We start from the raw sequence: 20,425 nt of genomic DNA on the forward strand, positions 1-20,425 counted from the left end.
TGATTGCCTAGGGGAAGTCAAGCCACCCCTAGGCAAAACAATGAGTTACAGCACCTGCACGATAGCTTTGGTCACCACGTGGATGTTGCTCTGGTTCAGCGCGGCCACGGCGATGCGGCCGGTGTCCAGCGCATAGATGCCGAACTCGTTCTTCAGGCGGGCGACCTGTTCGACGGTCAGGCCCGAGTACGAGAACATGCCAACCTGGCGGCCAACGAAGCTGAAGTCGCGGTTGGCGCCATATTCGGCCAGCAGCGAAACCATCTGCTTGCGCATGCCGTGGATGCGCTCGCGCATTTCGGCCAGCTCGGTTTCCCACATCTGGCGCAGTTCGGCGCTGTTCAGCACGGTGGCAACGATGGTTGCACCGTGGGTCGGCGGGTTGGAGTAGGTGGTGCGGATCACGCGCTTGACCTGCGACAGCACGCGGGTGCTCTCGTCCTTGGAGGCGGTGACGATCGACAGCGCACCGACGCGCTCGCCGTACAGCGAGAACGACTTGGAGAACGAGCTGGACACGAAGAACTCCAGGCCCGACTCGGCGAACAGGCGCACGGCGAAGGCGTCTTCGGCGATACCGTCACCGAAGCCCTGGTAGGCCATGTCGAGGAACGGCACGTGGCCCTTGGCCTTGACCACTTCCAGGACGTTTTTCCAGTCGTCCAGGCTCAGGTCGACGCCAGTCGGGTTGTGGCAGCAGGCGTGCAGCACCACGATCGAGCCGGACGGCAGGTTGTTCAGGTCTTCGAGCATGCCGGCGCGGTTGACGTCGTTGGTCGGCGCGTCGTAGTAGCGGTAGTTCTGCACCGGGAAGCCGGCCGATTCGAACAGCGCGCGGTGGTTTTCCCAGCTCGGGTCGCTGATGGCAACCACGGCGTCAGGCGACACACGCTTGAGGAAGTCGGCACCAATCTTCAGCGCGCCGGTACCGCCAACGGCCTGCACGGTAACCACGCGGCCGGCGGCCAGCAGTGGCGACTCGGCGCCGAACAGCAGCTTTTGTACAGCCTGGTCGTAGGTGGCGATGCCGTCGATCGGCAGGTAGCCGCGCGAGGCGTGCTGGGCGGCACGCTGGGTCTCGGCTTCGATCACGGCGCGCAGCAGCGGAATGCGGCCTTCCTCATTGCAGTACACGCCCACGCCCAGATTGACCTTGTCGGTACGTGGGTCGGCGTTGAATGCTTCGTTGAGGCCCAGAATAGGGTCGCGGGGTGCCAGCTCGACAGCGGAAAACAGGCTCATTGTTACCTTGGCTCTGATTGGAGTGTGATAGGACGTACACGCTCCAGCCCGAATGCACTGAAGCGGTGCACAAACGGGGAGTCAGTATAGTGATACCGACCGGTCACCGCGACAGTCCGGCATCGCTTTTCCGGTCATTTGCGCAAATATTTTTCGACCATTGGTCTAATTGCCGGGTCCACCGTAACAAGCGCTCACAGCTGTGCCTTGAAAGCGCCCCCCGGCGGGCGCATTTGGGTATAGACTACTGGCTAAATTTACAGTTGCTGCAACACCGCGAGGTCCGTCATGTCCGAGTTCCAGCTCGTCACCCGTTTCCAGCCGGCCGGCGACCAGCCCGAGGCCATTCGCCAGATGGTCGAAGGCATCGAGGCGGGGCTGTCGCACCAGACGCTGCTCGGGGTGACCGGCTCGGGCAAGACCTTCAGCATCGCCAACGTCATTCAGCAGGTGCAGCGCCCGACTCTGGTGCTGGCGCCGAACAAGACCCTGGCCGCGCAGCTGTATGGCGAATTCAAGGCGTTTTTCCCCAACAATGCGGTGGAGTACTTCGTTTCCTACTACGACTACTACCAGCCTGAAGCCTACGTACCGTCGTCCGACACCTTCATCGAGAAGGACGCTTCGATCAACGACCACATCGAGCAGATGCGCCTGTCGGCGACCAAGGCGCTGCTGGAGCGGCGTGACGCGATCATCGTCACCACCGTGTCGTGCATCTACGGCCTGGGCAGCCCCGAGACCTACCTGAAAATGGTCCTGCACGTGGACCGCGGCGACAAGCTCGACCAGCGCGCGCTGCTGCGCCGCCTGGCCGACCTGCAATACACCCGCAACGAGATGGACTTTGCCCGCGCCACCTTCCGCGTGCGCGGCGATGTGATCGACATCTTCCCGGCCGAATCGGACCTCGAGGCCATCCGCATCGAACTGTTCGATGACGAGGTGGAGAACATCGCCGCCTTCGACCCGCTGACTGGCGAGGTCTTCCGCAAGCTGCCGCGTTTCACCTTCTACCCCAAGAGCCACTACGTCACCCCGCGGGAAACCCTGCTGGAGGCGGTGGAAGGCATCAAGGAAGAGCTCAAGGACCGCCTGGAGTACCTGCAGAAGGCCAACAAGCTGGTCGAGGCCCAGCGCCTGGAGCAACGCACCCGCTTCGATCTGGAGATGATCCTGGAGCTGGGCTACTGCAACGGCATCGAGAACTACTCGCGCTACCTGTCCGGGCGCCCGGCCGGGGCGCCGCCGCCCACCCTGTACGACTACCTGCCGCCCGATGCGCTGCTGGTGATCGATGAATCCCACGTCAGCGTTCCGCAGGTCGGCGCCATGTACAAGGGCGACCGCTCGCGCAAGGAAACCCTGGTCGAGTACGGCTTCCGCCTGCCTTCGGCGCTGGACAACCGGCCGATGCGTTTTGACGAGTGGGAAGATGTCAGCCCGCAGACCATCTTCGTGTCGGCCACCCCGGGCCCCTACGAGGGCGAGCACGCCGGGCGCGTGGTGGAGCAGGTGGTGCGCCCCACCGGCCTGGTCGACCCACAGGTGGAAGTACGCCCGGCGCTTACCCAGGTGGATGACCTGCTGTCGGAAATCCGCAAGCGCGTGGCACAGGGCGAGCGGGTGCTGGCCACCACGCTGACCAAGCGCATGGCCGAAGACCTCACCGACTACCTGGCCGACCACGACGTGCGGGTGCGTTACCTGCACTCGGACATCGACACCGTCGAGCGGGTGGAGATCATCCGCGACCTGCGCCTGGGTACCTTCGACGTGCTGGTGGGCATCAACCTGCTGCGTGAGGGCCTGGACATGCCCGAGGTGTCGCTGGTGGCGATCCTCGATGCCGACAAGGAAGGTTTCCTGCGCTCCGAGCGCTCGCTGATCCAGACCATCGGCCGTGCTGCGCGTAACCTCAATGGCCGGGCCATCCTGTATGCCGATAACATCACCGGTTCCATGCAGCGCGCCATCGACGAGACCGAGCGTCGTCGCGAGAAGCAGATCGCCTTCAACCAGGCCAATGGCATCGTGCCCAAAGGTGTGGTCAAGGACATCACCGACATCATGGAAGGCGCCACCGTGCCCGGCGCGCGCAGCAAGAAGCGCAAGGGCATGGCCAAGGCAGCGGAGGAGAGCGCCCGTTACGAGGCCGAGCTGCGCACGCCGGGCGAGATCACCAAGCGCATCAAGCAGCTGGAAGAGAAGATGATGCAGTTCGCCCGCGACCTGGAGTTCGAGGCCGCGGCGCAATTGCGCGACGAGATTGCCCAACTGCGCGAGCGGTTGATTACCAGCTGATTTTTTTACTGCCTGCACTGGCCTCTTCGCGGGTAAACCCGCTCCCACAGGATCGCTGTAATCCTTGAGCTCTGCGCAGTACCTGTGGGAGCGGGTTTACCCGCGAAGAGGCCGGCTCAGGCGACAACCCATTCAGTGGGTCTCCCCAGCCTTCAGCCCCTCCGGCAACTTGCGGGTCAACAACACCGCCACCATGCTCACCGCCAACCCGATCCCCACAAAGTGGAACGCATCGTTATAGGCCATGATCAACGCCTGCTGGTGAGTGATCTCGCTCAACTTGCCCAGCGCCGCATTGTCATTGCCCAGCCGCTCCGCCAGTTGCGCCAACCGCTCCGCCACCTGCGGGTTGCTCGGCACCACCGCCTCCCTCAGGTAATCGAAATACACCTTGGTCCGTGCATCCAGCAGCGTGGCCAGCAGCGCAATGCCGATCGCACCGCCCAGGTTACGCAGGATATTGAACAGGCTCGACGCCGAACCCGCATCCTGCGGCTGTATATACGCCGTGGCGATCAGCGAAATGGTCACCATGATCATTGGCTGGCCGATGGCACGGATGATCTGGATCTGGTTGAACTGCGGCCCTGCAAAGTCCGGGTTGAGCACCCCCGAGCCGAAACTGGCGGCGCCGAACAGGCAGAACCCCAGGGCACACAACACCTTGGGCGACACCACTTTCATCAGTTGCGGCACCAACGGGATCAGGAACAGCTGCGGGATACCCATCCACATGATCACCTCGCCAATCTGCAAGGCGTTGTAGCCCTGCACCTGAGCCAGGTACAGCGGCAGCAGGTAGATCGACCCGTACAAGCCCACTCCCATGCCCAGGCTGGCGATGCTCGACAGGCCAAAGTTGCGGTTGCCGAGGATGCGCAGGTTGATCAGCGGGTGTGGCTTGGAAAACTGCAGAATCACGAAGGTGATCAGGCTGACCAGGGCGATGCTGCCCAGGCCGACGATCAGCTGCGACTCCAGCCAGTCCTTGCGGTGGCCTTCCTCCAGGAACACCTGCAGGCAGCCAAGCCCCAGGCCCAGGGTGACGATGCCGGCGTAATCGGTGCTTTTCAGCAGTTCCCAGTGCGCGTCCTTCTTTTCCAGCCCGTACAGCAGCCCGGCGATCATCACCAGGCCCGGCGGGATATTGATGTAGAAAATATATTCCCAACCCCAGTTCTCGGTCAGCCAGCCGCCCAAGGTAGGGCCGATGGAGGGGGCGAAGGTGGCGGTCATGGCGAACATGGCCATGCCCTTGGCGCGGTGGTGTTCGGGCAGCTTGATCAGGGTCAGGGTGAAGGCCAGCGGGATCAGCGCACCGCCGGTAAAACCCTGCAGGGCGCGGAACAGGATCATGCTCTCGAGGTTCCAGGCCATCGAGCATAACAGCGACGACAACAGGAAACCGCCGGATACCCACACCGCCAGGCGCCGCGCCGACAGCAGCTGCACCAGCCAGGCGGTGAGCGGGATCATGATGATCTCCGCGACCAGGTAAGAGGTGGAAATCCACGAGCCTTCCTCCAGCGTCGCCGACAGCGCGCCCTGGATGTCCTTGAGCGACGAGTTGGTGATCTGGATGTCCAGCACCGCCATGAAGGCGCCAAGCATCACGCTCATTACCGCGATCCAGTCCCTCCGGGTCGGCTCTGCGGTGGGCCTGAGCAACTGGTCACCGGCCATTGCGGCCTTCGTCTTCGCTGCGCAGGTCGACGGTGGCGGTCACCGACATGCCAGGGCGGATGCGCCCGTGCAGTGGGTTGTCGGCGCGGAAGGTCAGCTTGACCGGGATGCGCTGCACCACCTTGGTGAAGTTGCCGGTGGCGTTGTCGGGCGGCAGCAGGCTGAACTGCGCGCCGGAGGCGGCGAACAGGCTGTCGACCCGGCCTTCGATCGGTGTGTCGGGGTAGCTGTCGAACAGCAGTTCGGCACGTTGGCCGGGCTGCATGCGGCCGATCTGGGTTTCCTTGAAGTTGGCCTGCACCCAGATGTCTTCGTCCGGCACGATCGACAGCAGGTAGGCACCGGCCTGTACCACCTGGCCATCGCGCGCGTTGCGCTGGCCGATGCTGCCGCTGATCGGTGCGCGGATTTCGCAGCGGGTCAGGTTCAGTTCGGCCTGGGCCAGGTCGGCGCGGGCGTTGGCGATCTGCGCGTCGAGGCGCTTGAGCTCGGCGGTCAGCGCATTGACCTGCTGGCGCTGGCTTTGCAGGTCGGCACGGGCCTTGTCGACCTGCGAGCCGGCGACATGGCTGTCCGCGGACAGGGTGGTGACCCGCTCTTCCGATACGAAACCTGGCTTGCGCAACTTCTCGGCGCGGCTCAGGTCCAGGCGCGAGCGGTCGAAGGTGGCCTGGTTGGCCGCCACCTGGGCCTGGCCGGCGGCGATCAGGCTGGCTTGCTGGGTCAGGCGGCTTTGCGCCTGCACCTGTTCGGCTTCGCGGGTGGCCAGGGCGGCGCGGGCGCGTTGCACGGCCAGTTCGAAGTCGGCGGCCTCCAGGCGCACCAGCAGGTCGCCTTTCCTGACGTGCTGGTTGTCCTCGACCCGCACCTCGTCGATGCGTGCGCCCAACTGGCTGGAAATGCGGGTGATCTCGCCCTGTACGTAGGCGTTGTCGGTGCTTTCGTAGAAGCGGCCCTTGAAGTACCAGTGGCCCAGGAAGGCGAGGGCGATGACGGCCACCAAAGTGAAGAAGACCAGCAGGCGGCGTTTGAGTTGGGCAGGCATGAGGACTATCGTTCCAGAAATGTAAATAAATTTAACAGCGGCACATGGCCGGTCGACAAGTGACGTTCGCGCCATTGCTGGAGCCCGGTGCCTGCCTCCTGCTAACATCCCGCCTTTGTTTCATCTTTCGTTCGAGACTCTCCATGACCACCGTACGCACGCGTATCGCGCCATCGCCTACCGGCGACCCCCATGTCGGCACCGCCTACATCGCCCTGTTCAACTACTGCTTTGCCAAGCAGCACGGCGGTGAGTTCATCCTGCGCATCGAAGACACCGACCAACTGCGCTCCACGCGCGAGTCGGAACAGCAGATCTTCGATGCCCTGCGCTGGCTCGGCATCGAATGGAACGAAGGCCCGGACGTCGGCGGCCCGCACGGCCCGTACCGGCAGAGCGAGCGTGGCGAGATCTACGCCAGGTACGCCAAGGAGCTGGTTGACGCCGGCCATGCCTTCTACTGCTTCTGCACCGCCGAAGAGCTGGAGCAGATGCGCGCCGAGCAGCAAGCCCGTGGCGAAACCCCGCGCTACGACGGCCGCGCGCTGCTGCTGAGCGCCGAGGAAGTGCAGCGCCGCCTGGACGCTGGCGAGCCGCACGTGATCCGCATGAAAGTGCCGAGCGAAGGCGTGTGCGTGGTACCGGACATGCTGCGTGGCGATGTCGAGATCCCGTGGGACCGCATGGACATGCAGGTGCTGATGAAGAACGACGGCCTGCCGACGTACTTCCTGGCCAACGTGGTCGACGACCATCTGATGGGCATCACCCACGTGCTGCGCGGCGAAGAGTGGCTGCCATCGGCACCCAAGCTGATCAAGCTGTACGAATACTTCGGCTGGGAACAGCCCAAGCTGTGCTACATGCCGCTGCTGCGTAACCCGGACAAGTCCAAGCTGTCCAAGCGCAAGAACCCGACCTCGGTGACTTTCTACGAGCGCATGGGCTTCATGCCCGAGGCGATGCTCAACTACCTGGGTCGCATGGGCTGGTCGATGCCGGACGAGCGCGAGAAGTTCTCGCTGGCCGAGATGGTCGAGCACTTCGACCTGTCGCGTATCTCGCTGGGCGGCCCGATCTTCGACATCGAGAAGCTGTCCTGGCTGAACGGCCAGTGGCTGCGCGAACTGCCGGTCGAGGAGTTCGCCGCGCGCCTGCAGAAATGGGCGTTCAACAGCGACTACATGATGAAGATCGCCCCGCACGTGCAGGGCCGGGTGGAAACCTTCAGCCAGGTTGCCCCGCTGGGCGGGTTCTTCTTCGAAGGCGCGCTGAAGCTGGACGCCAAGCTGTTCGAAAGCAAGAAACTGTCGGCCGACCAGGTACGCCAGGTGATCCAGCTGATCCTGTGGAAGCTCGAAAGCCTGCGTCAGTGGGAAAAGGAGCGCATCACCGGTTGCATCCAGGCGGTGGTAGAGGCGTTGGAGCTGAAGCTGCGTGACGCCATGCCGCTGATGTTTGCCGCCATTACCGGCCAGGCCAGCTCGGTTTCGGTACTGGACGCCATGGAAATCCTTGGCCCGGACCTGACCCGCTACCGCCTGCGCCAGGCCCTGGACCTGCTGGGTGGTGTGTCGAAGAAAGAAAACAAAGAGTGGGAAAAGCTGCTGGCCTCCATCGCCTGACGGCGTTCCCCAGGCTTTAGGCGCAACTGTCTAAAAGTCTGTGCAATCTTTGTGGGAGCGGGCATGCCCGCGAACACCGGCAAAGCCGGTGCCATCCACCGCGTCGCCTGTTTCGCGGGCGCGCCCGCTCCCACAGGCCGCTCCCCCAGACCATTTACTGAGGGCAAGTGGCTTGATTCAGCAGGGCAGGGCGGTAAGTGATTGTTATCTGTGAAAAATTTTTTGAATATTTTGAAAAATTCGTTTGACAGCCCTGCAATCCGATCTTAATATGCGCCCCGTCCACAGCGATGAACGAAAACGAAACGCCAGGCACCCAGCCAGCGCTTCGGTTCAAAGCGACATTGTGGGGCTATAGCTCAGCTGGGAGAGCGCCTGCATGGCATGCAGGAGGTCAGCGGTTCGATCCCGCTTAGCTCCACCAAATTCCGTCTGGCAGCCAAGGCTGTCGGTCAAGACCGGGTACAGCAATCGGGTCTTGAAGGTAAGAAGGTTCGTCCCCTTCGTCTAGTGGCCTAGGACACCGCCCTTTCACGGCGGTAACAGGGGTTCGAGTCCCCTAGGGGACGCCAGTTTTGCACAAGCGATGTTTCAGGATGTCGCTGGGCCGAGAGGCTAGAAATCCGGGGCTATAGCTCAGCTGGGAGAGCGCCTGCATGGCATGCAGGAGGTCAGCGGTTCGATCCCGCTTAGCTCCACCATTTTTGCCGCGATTCGCGTTAGCGGATCGGCACGAAGGTTACGTCCCCTTCGTCTAGTGGCCTAGGACACCGCCCTTTCACGGCGGTAACAGGGGTTCGAGTCCCCTAGGGGACGCCACTTTTCCTGCGTTTTGCAGGGCTTTAAAGGCTCGTCGATTACTGATGAGCCTTTTGTTTCGGGGCTATAGCTCAGCTGGGAGAGCGCCTGCATGGCATGCAGGAGGTCAGCGGTTCGATCCCGCTTAGCTCCACCATTTTTGCCGCGATTCGCGTTAGCGGATCGGCACGAAGGTTACGTCCCCTTCGTCTAGTGGCCTAGGACACCGCCCTTTCACGGCGGTAACAGGGGTTCGAGTCCCCTAGGGGACGCCACGTTTACCCGCGTTTTGCGGGACTTTTAAGGCTCATTCGATTATTGAATGGGCCTTTTGTTTTTCTTCCCTACTCAAAATTTCGCGACCGACAGGCGGCTGCAGATTCTGCTTGCCAAAAAATATTATGCGAATAATATTTCGATCATAATATTTTGATCGGCGAGTGGCCTGATGAGCGACAAGAAGAGCAGAACCCGCGAGCGCATCCTCGAGGCGGCGCGAAGTGCGCTGATCCAGCACGGCCCGGCCGAGCCTAGCGTCAGCCAGGTCATGGGGGCGGCAGGCCTGACCGTCGGTGGCTTCTACGCCCATTTCGACAGCAAGGACGAGTTGATGCTCGAAGCGTTCCGCCAGTTGCTGGGCGAGCGCCGCGCCTTGCTCGCGCAGATCGACCCCAGCCTGGATGGCGCCGGGCGGCGGGCGCTGGCCAGTGCCTTCTACCTGTCGCGCAAGCACCGTGATGCCGAAGTGCATGCCTGCCCGCTGCCCAACTCGCTGGGCGAGATGCAGCGCCTGCCGGAGGCCTTCCGCGAGGTGCTGGCCGAGCACATCGAGTTGATGGCTGCTGCCATGGTCGACCGCCCCGAGGACGCCGACAAGGCTTTGGCCGACCTGGCCCTAATGGTTGGCGGCCTGGCGCTGGCCCGTGCCCTGGGCACCAGCGAGCTGTCTGATCGTATTCTGCGCGCCGCCAAATCGGCGGTGCTTTAACCCTGGAGCATGGCGATGACTACCCTGAGCTGGATTCGTGGTGTCAATGGCACCCTGGGCCGCCTGGCCCCCGAGCACGTCGCGGGCAAGATGCGCCGTGCCTTCATGACCCCGCGCAACCTGCCGCCACGGGATTGGGAGTTGCCCGTGCTGGCCAGCGCCGAGCGCATCACCCTGCGCTTCGGTTTGTCGGCCTTGCGCTGGGGCAAGGGGCCGGCCGTGCTGCTGATGCACGGCTGGGAAGGGCGCCCGACCCAGTTTGCCGCGTTGATCGAAACCTTGGTCCAGGCCGGGCATACCGTGGTGTCGCTGGAGGGGCCGGGGCATGGGCGTTCGCCCGGCGAGCAGGCAAATGTGGTGCTGTTTGCCCGAGCTTTGCTGGAGGCTGCTGCCGAACTGCCGCCGCTGCGCGCGGTTATTGGCCATTCCATGGGCGGTGCCAGTGTATTGCTGGCCCTGCAGATGGGGCTGCGCACAGAGGCAGCGGTCAGCATTGCCGCTCCGGCGCGGCTGTTGGGCGTACTGCGTGGCTTTGCCCATCGCCTGGGGCTGCCAGCGCGGGCGCGGGCGGCATTCATTCGCCAGGTGGAGCGGGATGTGGGCATGCAGATTGCGCGGCTGGATGTGACGGGTTACCAGCTGGAGTTGCCTGGGCTGGTGGTGCATGCCGCCGATGATGCGTTGGTGGCAGCCGATGAGGCCCAGGTCATCCACAAGGCCTGGTTCGATAGCCGCCTGATGCTGCTGGAGGCGGGTGGCCACCAGCGGGTGTTGTCCGATCCGCGCCTGAGTGCAGCGGTGTTGGAGCTGCTGGCCCGGGCTGGTGCGCCAGCGCGGCAAAGTGCCTGATGATGTTGCCTGTACTGGCCTCATCGCCGGCAAGCCAGCTCCCACAGGTACAGCGCAAGCCTTTGAACCAGCGCAGACCCTGTGGGAGCCGGCTTGCCGGCGATGAGGCCGGTAAATCCTCCACAAGGGCTGGACTTTTTTCTGCAGGGCCCTGCTAAATCCACTTTTGCTCCAAGGAAGCGAACATGAGCTGGGACCTGGCAACACCTTTCGTCATCGACCTGCGCGTCGGCAGCGAGGATATCGACGGCCTTGGCCACGCCAACAACGCGGTCTACGTCACCTGGCTGGAGCGCTGCGCCTGGCGCCACTCCCAGCGCCTGGGCCTGGACCTGGCCGAATATCGCCGGCTGGACCGGGCCATGGCCGTGGTGCGCCACGAAATCGACTACCTGGCCGCTGCCTACGAGGACGACGAGCTGCAACTGGCCACCTGGATCATCGACTGGGACCAGCGCCTGCGCATGACCCGGCGCTTCCAGCTCAAGCGCCCGCGCGACGGCGTGACCTTGCTGCGCGCCCAGACCACCTTTGCCTGCATCGAGCTGTCCAGCGGCAAGCCCAGGCGCATGCCGGCGGAGTTCCTCGACGGTTACGGCCCGGCGCTGATCGGCGCCTGAAACACCGGCAATTTTTGTTAGACTGCCGACTTTTTCCGCCGAGACCCCAACATGCAAATTGCCCTGGCCCCCATGGAGGGGCTGGTCGACAACATCCTGCGCGACGTGCTGACCCGCGTGGGCGGTATCGACTGGTGCGTCACCGAGTTCATTCGCGTGTGCGACCGCCTGCTGCCGCCTTCCTCGTTCGACAAGCTGGCACCCGAGTTGCGCAATGGCGCGCGGACTGCCGCAGGGGTGCCCATGCGTGTGCAGCTGTTGGGCTCGGACCCTGTGTGCCTGGCAGAAAACGCCGCGCTGGCCTGCGAGTTGGGCGCGCCGGTGATCGACCTGAACTTTGGTTGCCCGGCCAAGACCGTGAACAAGTCGCGTGGTGGAGCGGTGCTGCTCAAGGAGCCGGAACTGCTGCACGCGATTGTGCGTGAAGTGCGCCGTGCCGTGCCGGCGGATATCCCGGTCACCTCGAAGATGCGCCTGGGTTTCGACAGCCCCGATGGCGCGCTGGAGTGTGCCACGGCGCTGGCCGAAGGCGGCTCGGCGCACCTGGTGGTGCATGCGCGGACCAAGGTCGAGGGCTACAAGCCGCCGGCCCACTGGGAGTGGGTGGCGCGGGTGCAGGATGTGGTCAAGGTACCGGTGTTCGCCAATGGCGAGATCTGGACCGTGGACGACTGGCGGCGCTGTCGTGAGGTCAGTGGTGCCGAAGACATCATGCTGGGCCGTGGGCTGGTTTCGCGCCCCGACCTGGGGCTGCAGATTGCCGCGGCGCGTGACGGGCGGGAGTACCAGCCGATGAGCTGGGACGACCTGCTGCCGTTGCTGCGCGAATTCTGGCGCCAGGCCCAGGCCAAGTTGTCGCCGCGCTATGCGCCGGGGCGGATGAAGCAGTGGCTGGCGATGCTGACCCGCAGTTATCCCGAAGCGGTTGTGCTGTTTGCCGAGTTGCGGCGGGAAGATGACTGTGCGCGGATCAGCCGGTTGCTGGGGGTTGAGGTGGCTTCCTTCGAAGCTTGTGTTGCCTGATCCGGCCCTTTCGCGGGCTCGCCCGCTCCCACAGGGGCCTCACGGATTCTGAGCCCTGTGCAGTACCTGTGGGAGCGGGCGTGCCCGCGAAGAGGCCATCAAATCCAATGCAGGAATCCAGATTTTTTCTGCTCCCCCCTTGAAAGCATTTCCCTCGGCCATATCTCTTGAGTACGCGATGCCGAAGTCGGGTCGCGTAATGACTTACTTGCTGAATCTCAGGAGTTCATGACCATGACCACCGCTTTCTCTCTCGCTCCACTGTTCCGCCATTCCGTTGGTTTCGACCGTTTCAACGACCTGTTCGAATCCGCGGCACGTAACGAGGCTGGTAGCAGCTACCCGCCCTACAACGTGGAAAAGCATGGCGATGACCACTACCGCATCGTGGTTGCTGCAGCCGGTTTCCAGGAAGAGGACCTCGACCTGCAGGTTGAAAAAGGTGTCCTGACCGTGACCGGTGGCAAGCGCGACAATGGCGCTGCTGAAGTGACCTACCTGCATCAGGGTATCGCGCAGCGCGCCTTCAAGCTGTCGTTCCGCCTGGCCGACCATATCGAAGTCAAGGCCGCCGGCCTGGCCAATGGCCTGCTCAGCATCGACCTGCTGCGCATCGTGCCTGAAGAAGCCAAGGCCAAGCGCATTCCGATCAACGGCGACAAGCCAGCGCTGAACTGATCGAGTAGATGTGAAAAAGGGCACCCTCGGGTGCCCTTTTTATTGTGATCGCCTGGGGCCAGCTTCCTTGTGGGAGCGGCCTTGCGTCGCGAAAGGGCTGCGCAGCAGCCCCGGCAATGCTGCAGGATGGCTGAGATCCTGGGGCCGCTGCGCGACCCTTTCGCGACACAAGGCCGCTCCCACAGGAATCGCATCCGCTTCGGTTTCAGTAATCCGCTGGCGCCTCCAGCAACATCTGCCGGAACTCCGGCAACGGCAGCGGCCGGCTGTGCAAGTACCCCTGGTACAGGTGGCACCCCAGCCGTTCCAGGAACTCCAGCTGTTCGGTCAGCTCCACCCCTTCGGCAATCACCGCCAGGTCCAGGCTGCGGGCCATGGCGACGATGGCGCGGACGATTTCGGCGTCATTGGGGTCCACCGGTGCATCACGCACGAAGGTCTGGTCGATCTTCAGCGCATCCACCGGTAGGCGCTTCAGGTAGGTCAGCGAGGAGTAGCCGGTGCCGAAGTCATCCATGGCAAAGCTCACCCCGTAGCGCTTCAGCTCGCGCATCTTGCTGATGGTGTCTTCCAGGTTCTGGATGACGATGCCTTCGGTAATTTCCAGCTTGAGCATCTGCCGTGGCAGGCGGTAATCGTCCAGGCTGCGCAGTACCCGCCCGACAAAGTCGTTCTGGCGGAACTGCCGTGGGCTGATGTTCACGCACAGGCTGAAATCATCGGCGTCGATCAGCCCGTCGCCGAGCATGCGCGCGCAGGCATCGCAAGCTTCGTCGAGGATCCAGCTGCCAACTTCCAGGATCAGGCCGCTTTCTTCCAGCACCTGAATGAATTGCGCGGGCGGCTGCTGACCCAGTTGCGGATGGTGCCAGCGCAGCAGTACCTCGGCGCCGACGATGCGGTTGTCGCGGGCATCCACCTGTGGCTGGAAGTGCAGCGCCAGCTCGCCGCGGGCCAGGGCCAGGCGCAGGTCGTTTTCCATGCGCAGGCGCTCGCTGGCAGCCTTCTGCATGGTGGTATGGAACAGCTGGGTGGTGTTGCGCCCGGAGTCCTTGGCCCGGTAGAGGGCGATATCGGCACGCTTGAGCAGGTCGGCCGGGGTGGCGCCGTGGTCAGGGATCAGCGCCACGCCGATGCTGGGTGTCACCTGCAGGCGCTGGCCGTCCAGCGACATCGGCTCGGCCAGCAGTTCGCGCAGGGTGTCGGCCAGCCCGCGGACTTTCTCTTCGACCAGCTCGCGGCTCCCTTCCAGGCCGCTGAGCAATACCACGAACTCGTCGCCACCCAGGCGCGCCACGGTGTCTTCCAGGCGCACGCTGGCTTCCAGCCGTGCGGTGATGATCTTCAGCACCGTGTCGCCCACCGGGTGGCCCAGCGAGTCGTTGATGTGCTTGAAGTGGTCGAGGTCAAGGAACAGCAGGGCGCCGCGCAGGTTGTGGCGCCTGAGCAGGGCGATCTGCTGGCTCAGGCGGTCCATCAGCAGGGCACGGTTGGGCAGGTTGGTCAGCGGGTCGTGGTAGGCCAGGTGGCGAATCTGTGCCTGGGCGTTCTTCAGCTGGCTGACATCGCGGGCGGTCAGCAGCAGGCAGTCCACCTCGTTGAGGGTGATCGGCTCCACCGACACCTCCACGGTAAGGATATCGCCACGCTTGTTGCGCCCCAGCATCTCGCGGTGGTGCACCCGGCCACGCTCGCGCAACTCGGCCAGCAGGGCGCTGCGTTGCTTGTCGTCGGCCCAGATGCCGATCTCGTACACCGTGCGGCCGACCACGTCGGCGGCGTTGTAGCCGGTCAGGCGGCAGAAACCGTCGTTGATTTCCAGGTAGCGACCGCTATAGCGTTCGGTGATGGTGATGGCGTCAGGGCTGGAGTGGAAGGCCTTGGCAAACTTCTCCTCGCTGGACTTCAGCGCCGCCTCGGCGCGCTGTTGCTGGGTGATGTCGCGCAGGGTGGTAACACTGCAAGGCTGGTCATCGACAGTGATGAGGCGGCTGGAAATCACGCAGGTCAGCGGTGCGCCATTGCGGTGGTTGACCACCACGGCGACGTTGCTCAGGGCCTGCTCGCGGATTACCCGCTCGATGCGTTGCGCGCGCTCGACTGACTCCGCCCACAGGCCGATTTCCTCGGCAGTGCGGCCGATCACCTGGTCGGTGCCCCAGCCGAAGGTCTGGGTGAACGCCGGGTTGATCTCGATGAACTGGCCAGTGTCCTGGCGAGTGACGCAGATCGGGTCGGGGCTGACCTGGAACAGGCTGGCGAACTTCTCTTCCGAGGCGCTCAGGCGCTGTTCGCGTTCCACCTGGTCGGTGATGTCGAGCAAGGTGCCAGCCATGCGCAGCGGGTTGCCCTGCTCGTCGCGGTACAGCCGGGCGCGGCTTTCGATGTAGCGCGAGATGCCGTTCTCCAGTTGTACCCGGTAGGTGATCTGGTAGTTGCCGGCAGGCCCTTCGCGCAGGCTGCGGTAGGCCTGGCGCATCGAGTTGCGCTCCTGCTCCGGTACCCCTTCGAAAAACGCGTCGAACGATTCGTGAAAGGGAATGGGCGGCAGGCCGTGCAGCTGTGCGGCCCGGGCCGAGCCGTAGAGCATGCCGCTGGGGATATGCCAGTCCCAGGTGCCCAGCTGTGCCGAGTCCAGGGCCAGGTCCAGGCGCTCCTGGCTGTCCTTCAGGGCCTGCTCGGCGCGCTTGCGTTCGGTAGTGTCGACGAAGGTGCTGATCAGATAGGTCACGCCTTCCAGCTCGATGCCCTGGGTGCAGAGGATGCCGTCATGCACCTTGCCGCTGATGGCGCGGAACTGCACCTCGAGGATCAGCGGGCCACTGTTGGCCCGGGTCGATTCCAGCATCTGGTGGCGCTGTTCGGGGTTGACCCACAGGCCCAGTTCCAGGCTGGTCTTGCCGATCACCTGGCTGCCGGGCCAGCCGAACATGTCTTCGAAGTGCTGGTTGACCTCGAAAATCATGCCGTCGTGGCGGCGGGTGAGCAAAATGGCATTGGGGCTGAGGTGGAACAGGGTGGCGAAGCGTTTTTCCGAATTGATCAGCGCCGTTTCCCGCTCGCGTTGGCGGGTGATTTCACGGATCACCCCGATCATCTGCGGCCGGCCGTTCGGGTCGTGGGTCAGGCTGCCGTTGATCTCCAGCCAGTGCAGGCTGCCGTCCGGCCAGCGGATACGGTGGCGCATGGCCTGTTCTACCGGTTCGCCGTTGAACACTGCCTGAAACACCTGGCGTGTACGCGCGCGGTCTTCCTCGGGCAGCAGGTCGAGGTAGTCGACATCGGCGGGGAGCGGGCGCTGCGGGTCGAAGCCGAACAGGGCCTGGGTGCCCCGTGACCAGCTGACCCGGCCGCTTTCGATATCCCATAGCCAGGCCCCCAGCCGCGCGCCGTTCAGCGCGGCGAGCAATTGCGGGGCGTTCTGCCAGGCCTGCTCGGACTCCTGAGGGTCGGCCGCAGGTATGCGCGGCAGGCGCAAAAAGCGATTCGCTGATTTGGGCATCGGTACCAGACCTTTGGCGTGTGACGCGTCCTTGGAGGTGGCAATACCGGGCTGACGACCGGTCAGGCGGGCCCTGCGTGGCTGTCGAGCAGGGCCATGAATGCCCTGGCCGCGTTCGATAGCGTACGCTCCGTGTGCAAAATGTAGCCTAGCTGGCGCGACAGCTGTATGCCCGGCAAGGCGATGGGTGCAACCTGTTCGTCGAGCATGGTGCGCGGCAGCACGCTCCAGGCCAGGCCGATCGACACCATCATCTTGATGGTTTCCAGATAGTTGGTGCTCATGGCGATGTTCGGCGTCAGGCCCTGGCTTTCGAACAGGCGCTGGACAATATGGTGGGTAAAGGTGTTGCCGCCGGGGAACACGGCCGGGTGGCGGGCGACGTCGGCCAGGCTGACCGTATGGTTGTTGGCCAGCGGGTGCTCGGGGGCGGCGACGAAGTCCAGGGCGTCGTCCCACACCGGCACGGCCTTGACCAGGTGGTGCGGCTCGGGCGCCAGGGTGATAACGGCAATCTCGGCGCGGCCATGGAGGATTTCGTCGTAGGCCTGTTCCGAATCCATGAACTGAATATCCAGCGCCACTGCCGGGTATTCCCGAGTGAAAGCCCGCAGCAGCGGGGGAAGGCGGTGCAAGCCGATATGGTGGCTGGTGGCAAGGGTCAGCCGACCACTCACTTCCCCGGTCAAATTGGTCAGTGCGCGCCGGGTATCATCAAGGACGTTGAGGATCTGGTAGGCGCGGGGCAGCAAGGCGCGGCCGGCCTCGGTCAGGGTCACCTCGCGGCCCAGCCGGTCGAACAGGCGCACATCCAGTTGCTGTTCCAGCCCGGCGATGCGCTTGCTGACGGCCGGTTGGGTCAGGAACAGGCGGTCGGCCGCCCCGGAAAAGCTACCGGTTTCGGCTATCGCGATGAAGGCGCTAAGGTTCGCCAGATCCATGGGGTTGTATTCCTGTTGGTTATCCAAAGCATAAAAATTATGAATTTGAGTTATTCAATTTAACCCCCTAGCATCGACCGCACAAGCCAAGGGGTCTTTGGCATAGAAAGACGCTGATGAGGAACAGTCTGATGGCTGGCAAAACGCTCTACGACAAACTCTGGGAAGCCCATGAGGTCAAGCGCCGTGATGACGGCTCGTCCTTGATCTACATCGACCGTCACATCATCCACGAAGTGACGTCGCCCCAGGCCTTCGAAGGCCTGCGCCTGGCCAACCGCAAACCCTGGCGCATCGACACCAACATCGCCACGCCGGACCACAACGTGCCGACCACGCCAGAGCGCAAGGGCGGTATCGAGGCCATCGTCGACCAGGTGTCGCGCCTGCAGGTGCAGACCCTCGACGAGAACTGTGACGAATACGGCATCGTCGAATTCAAGATGAATGACGAGCGTCAAGGCATCGTCCATGTCATCAGCCCGGAGCAGGGTGCCACCTTGCCTGGCATGACCGTGGTCTGCGGTGACTCGCACACCTCCACCCACGGCGCCTTCGGTGCCCTGGCGCACGGCATCGGCACCTCCGAAGTAGAGCACGTGCTCGCTACCCAGTGCCTGGTCGCCAAGAAGATGAAGAACATGCTGGTGCGCGTGGAAGGCCAGTTGCCTGCCGGCGTTACCGCCAAGGACATCGTCCTGGCCGTGATCGGCAAGATCGGTACTGCCGGTGGTAACGGCCACGCCATGGAATTTGCTGGCAGCGCCATCCGCGAATTGTCGATGGAAGGCCGCATGACCATCTGCAACATGTCCATCGAAGCCGGTGCCCGCGTAGGCCTGGTGGCGGTGGACGACACCACCGTTGCCTATGTCGAAGGCCGCCCGTACGCGCCGAAGGGCGAGCAGTGGAAGCAGGCGGTCGAAGCCTGGAAAGGCCTTGTTTCCGACGCTGATGCGGTGTTCGACACCGTGGTCGAGCTCGACGCTGCGCAAATCAAGCCGCAGGTCAGCTGGGGCACTTCGCCGGAGATGGTCCTCGCCGTCGACCAGCGCGTGCCGGACCCGGCTGCCGAGCCTGACTTGATCAAGCGTGGTTCGATCGAGCGTGCCCTCAAGTACATGGGCCTCGCCGCCAACCAGGCGATCACCGATATCAAGCTCGACCGCGTATTCATCGGCTCGTGCACCAACTCGCGCATCGAAGACCTGCGCGCCGCCGCCGAAATCGCCAAGGGCCGCAAGGTCGCTGCCAACGTCAAGCAGGCGCTGGTGGTGCCTGGCTCGGGCCTGGTCAAGGCCCAGGCCGAGCGTGAAGGCCTGGACAAGATCTTCCTCGAGGCCGGTTTCGAATGGCGTGAACCAGGCTGCTCGATGTGCCTGGCGATGAACCCGGACCGCCTGGAGAGCGGCGAGCACTGCGCGTCCACCTCCAACCGCAACTTCGAAGGCCGTCAGGGTGCCGGTGGCCGTACCCACCTGGTCAGCCCGGCCATGGCCGCCGCCGCCGCGGTGACCGGCCACTTCATCGATGTCCGCGAGTTGATCCAAGGGAGCGCAGCATGAAAGCCTTTACCCAGCACACTGGCCTCGTCGCGCCGTTGGACCGTGCCAACGTCGACACCGACCAGATCATCCCCAAGCAGTTTTTGAAGTCGATCAAGCGCACCGGCTTCGGCCCCAACCTTTTCGACGAGTGGCGTTACCTGGATGTGGGCCAGCCTTACCAGGACAACAGCAAGCGCCCGCTGAACAAGGAATTCGTGCTCAACCACGAACGCTACCAGGGTGCCAGCGTGTTGCTGGCGCGGGAGAACTTCGGTTGCGGCTCCAGCCGTGAGCACGCCCCATGGGCGCTGGACGAGTACGGCTTCCGCAGCGTGATCGCGCCGAGCTTTGCCGACATCTTCTTCAACAACAGCTTCAAGAACGGCTTGCTGCCGATCATCCTCAGCGACGAGGAAGTCGACGAGCTGTTCAAGCAGGTCGAAGCCATTCCGGGCTATCAGCTGACCATCGACCTGCAGGCGCAGGCGGTGACCCGTCCGGATGGCAAGGTGCTGCACTTCGAGATCGATGCGTTCCGCAAGCACTGCCTGCTCAACGGCCTGGACGACATTGGCCTGACCCTGCAGGACAGCGATGCGATCAAGGCCTTCGAAGGCAAGCACCGCGCCGGGCAGCCTTGGCTGTTCCGGGATGCCTGAATGATTTAGTTGGGTTTGCTGGCCTCATCGCCGGCAAGCCAGCTCCCACAGGAACTCCACAGGTCTGAAGGCTGTAGGTTCTCTGTGGGAGCTGGCTTGCCGGCGATAGGGCCAGTAGAGACAACCCGAAACCAGAAGGATCGAGACATGACCAGCACCCAGCACACCGATGTGGTCCAACGCCAGTTCGGCGAACAGGCCAGCGCCTACCTCAGCAGCGCTGTGCACGCCCAGGGCAGTGAATTCGCCCTGCTGCAGGCCGCGCTGGCGGGGCAGGGCCATGCCCGCGTGCTGGACCTGGGCTGCGGCGCCGGTCATGTCAGCTTCCACGTCGCTCCGTTGGTCGCCGAAGTGGTCGCCTACGACCTCTCGCAGGCCATGCTCGACGTGGTCGCCAGTGCCGCCGCCGAGCGCGGCCTGGCCAATATCACCACCGAGCGCGGTGCCGCCGAACGCCTGCCGTTCGCCGACGCTTCGTTCGACTTCGTCTTCAGCCGCTACTCGGCCCACCACTGGAGCGACCTGGGCCTGGCCCTGCGCGAAGTGCGCCGGGTGCTCAAGCCGGGTGGCGTGGCAGCGTTCATCGACGTGATGTCGCCGGGCAGCCCGCTGCTCGATACCTACCTGCAAACGGTCGAAGTACTGCGCGACACCAGCCACGTGCGCGATTATTCCGCCGCCGAATGGCAGCGCCAGGTCAGCGAGGCTGGCCTAAATGTACGCAGCCACACCCGCCAGCCGCTGCGCCTGGAGTTTTCCAGCTGGGTCGAGCGCATGCGCACCCCCGAGCCAATGCGCATGGCAATTCGCCAATTGCAGCAAGCCATGGGTGAAGAAGTACGGCAGTATTACCAGATCGAGGCCGATGGTTCGTTCAGCACCGATGTGCTGGTGTTGTGGGCCGAGCGTTAAGAACTTTTC

15 protein-coding genes and 6 tRNA genes are annotated in these 20,425 nt (G+C 63.7%); 16 read left to right on the plus strand and 5 right to left on the minus strand.

Annotation, left to right across the window (positions count from 1 at the left end; genetic code table 11):
• Positions 1-45: 45 nt before the first annotated feature.
• A complete protein-coding gene (locus tag CAG22_RS17405; RefSeq protein WP_085618187.1) occupies positions 46-1,242 on the minus strand; it encodes an amino acid aminotransferase in 1,197 nt (398 codons plus the stop codon).
• Positions 1,243-1,530: 288 nt separating this feature from the next.
• Between CAG22_RS17405 and uvrB the strand changes: the two genes are divergently transcribed.
• Complete coding sequence (gene uvrB / locus CAG22_RS17410; RefSeq protein ID WP_085618189.1) at positions 1,531-3,546, plus strand: excinuclease ABC subunit UvrB; 2,016 nt, start codon at positions 1,531-1,533, stop codon at positions 3,544-3,546.
• A 132-nt stretch (positions 3,547-3,678) separates the two neighbouring features.
• On the opposite strand, the gene CAG22_RS17415 is transcribed toward uvrB, so the two are convergent.
• Together CAG22_RS17415 and CAG22_RS17420 are read right to left on the minus strand one after the other, a co-directional pair.
• Positions 3,679-5,229: an MDR family MFS transporter gene (locus CAG22_RS17415; RefSeq protein WP_085705854.1), complete on the minus strand. Its 1,551-nt coding sequence runs from the start codon at positions 5,227-5,229 to the stop codon at positions 3,679-3,681.
• The gene (locus CAG22_RS17420) at positions 5,219-6,274 is read right to left on the minus strand and encodes an HlyD family secretion protein (RefSeq protein WP_085593304.1); all 1,056 of its coding nucleotides are present in this window, start codon (positions 6,272-6,274) and stop codon (positions 5,219-5,221) included. Before CAG22_RS17420 ends, CAG22_RS17415 begins: the two co-directional genes overlap by 11 nt.
• Before the next feature lie 143 nt (positions 6,275-6,417).
• Here CAG22_RS17420 and gltX point away from each other — a divergent pair, with 143 nt between their 5' ends.
• The 12 genes from gltX (at position 6,418) to CAG22_RS17485 (ending at position 12,855) form a co-directional block, all read left to right on the plus strand.
• A complete protein-coding gene (gene gltX, locus CAG22_RS17425; RefSeq protein WP_025338230.1) occupies positions 6,418-7,899 on the plus strand; it encodes a glutamate--tRNA ligase in 1,482 nt (493 codons plus the stop codon).
• Between the two features lie 348 nt (positions 7,900-8,247).
• A tRNA-Ala gene (locus CAG22_RS17435) sits at positions 8,248-8,323 on the plus strand.
• 72 nt (positions 8,324-8,395) lie between these two features.
• Positions 8,396-8,471 (plus strand) — tRNA-Glu (locus CAG22_RS17440).
• 53 nt (positions 8,472-8,524) lie between these two features.
• Positions 8,525-8,600 (plus strand) — tRNA-Ala (locus CAG22_RS17445).
• Between the two features lie 42 nt (positions 8,601-8,642).
• Positions 8,643-8,718: transfer RNA gene (locus tag CAG22_RS17450), tRNA-Glu, on the plus strand.
• Between the two features lie 60 nt (positions 8,719-8,778).
• Positions 8,779-8,854 (plus strand) — tRNA-Ala (locus CAG22_RS17455).
• 42 nt (positions 8,855-8,896) lie between these two features.
• Positions 8,897-8,972 (plus strand) — tRNA-Glu (locus CAG22_RS17460).
• 173 nt (positions 8,973-9,145) lie between these two features.
• Complete coding sequence (locus tag CAG22_RS17465) at positions 9,146-9,685, plus strand: TetR/AcrR family transcriptional regulator (RefSeq protein ID WP_013971594.1); 540 nt, start codon at positions 9,146-9,148, stop codon at positions 9,683-9,685.
• A gap of 15 nt (positions 9,686-9,700) precedes the next feature.
• Complete coding sequence (locus tag CAG22_RS17470; RefSeq protein ID WP_085705856.1) at positions 9,701-10,534, plus strand: alpha/beta fold hydrolase; 834 nt, start codon at positions 9,701-9,703, stop codon at positions 10,532-10,534.
• 185 nt (positions 10,535-10,719) lie between these two features.
• A complete protein-coding gene (locus CAG22_RS17475; protein WP_046617041.1) occupies positions 10,720-11,154 on the plus strand; it encodes a thioesterase family protein in 435 nt (144 codons plus the stop codon).
• A 51-nt stretch (positions 11,155-11,205) separates the two neighbouring features.
• On the plus strand, positions 11,206-12,177 hold the full coding sequence (locus CAG22_RS17480) for a tRNA-dihydrouridine synthase (protein WP_063913789.1): 972 nt from the start codon (positions 11,206-11,208) through the stop codon (positions 12,175-12,177).
• 234 nt (positions 12,178-12,411) lie between these two features.
• Positions 12,412-12,855 (plus strand): Hsp20 family protein, encoded by a 444-nt coding sequence (locus tag CAG22_RS17485; RefSeq protein ID WP_084785084.1) that lies wholly within the window; start codon positions 12,412-12,414, stop codon positions 12,853-12,855.
• 205 nt (positions 12,856-13,060) lie between these two features.
• Here the strand turns inward: CAG22_RS17485 and CAG22_RS17490 are convergent, their stop codons facing one another.
• Positions 13,061-16,357, minus strand: a complete 3,297-nt coding sequence (locus CAG22_RS17490) for a PAS domain S-box protein (RefSeq protein WP_025338234.1) — start codon at positions 16,355-16,357, stop codon at positions 13,061-13,063.
• Positions 16,358-16,419: 62 nt separating this feature from the next.
• Positions 16,420-17,298 (minus strand): LysR family transcriptional regulator, encoded by an 879-nt coding sequence (locus CAG22_RS17495; RefSeq protein ID WP_025338235.1) that lies wholly within the window; start codon positions 17,296-17,298, stop codon positions 16,420-16,422.
• A gap of 131 nt (positions 17,299-17,429) precedes the next feature.
• On the opposite strand from CAG22_RS17495, the gene leuC reads away from it, so the two are divergent.
• The 3 genes from leuC to CAG22_RS17510 all read left to right on the plus strand — a co-directional run bounded on the left by leuC (position 17,430) and on the right by CAG22_RS17510 (position 20,416).
• Positions 17,430-18,863: a 3-isopropylmalate dehydratase large subunit gene (gene leuC, locus CAG22_RS17500; protein ID WP_025338236.1), complete on the plus strand. Its 1,434-nt coding sequence runs from the start codon at positions 17,430-17,432 to the stop codon at positions 18,861-18,863.
• Positions 18,860-19,504 (plus strand): 3-isopropylmalate dehydratase small subunit, encoded by a 645-nt coding sequence (leuD, locus tag CAG22_RS17505; protein ID WP_015269431.1) that lies wholly within the window; start codon positions 18,860-18,862, stop codon positions 19,502-19,504. Before leuC ends, leuD begins: the two co-directional genes overlap by 4 nt.
• Before the next feature lie 147 nt (positions 19,505-19,651).
• Positions 19,652-20,416: a class I SAM-dependent methyltransferase gene (locus CAG22_RS17510; protein ID WP_085705857.1), complete on the plus strand. Its 765-nt coding sequence runs from the start codon at positions 19,652-19,654 to the stop codon at positions 20,414-20,416.
• Positions 20,417-20,425: the final 9 nt, after the last annotated feature.

The organism is Pseudomonas sp. B8(2017) (genome assembly GCF_002113575.1).
Taxonomy (GTDB): domain Bacteria; phylum Pseudomonadota; class Gammaproteobacteria; order Pseudomonadales; family Pseudomonadaceae; genus Aquipseudomonas; species Aquipseudomonas putida_Z.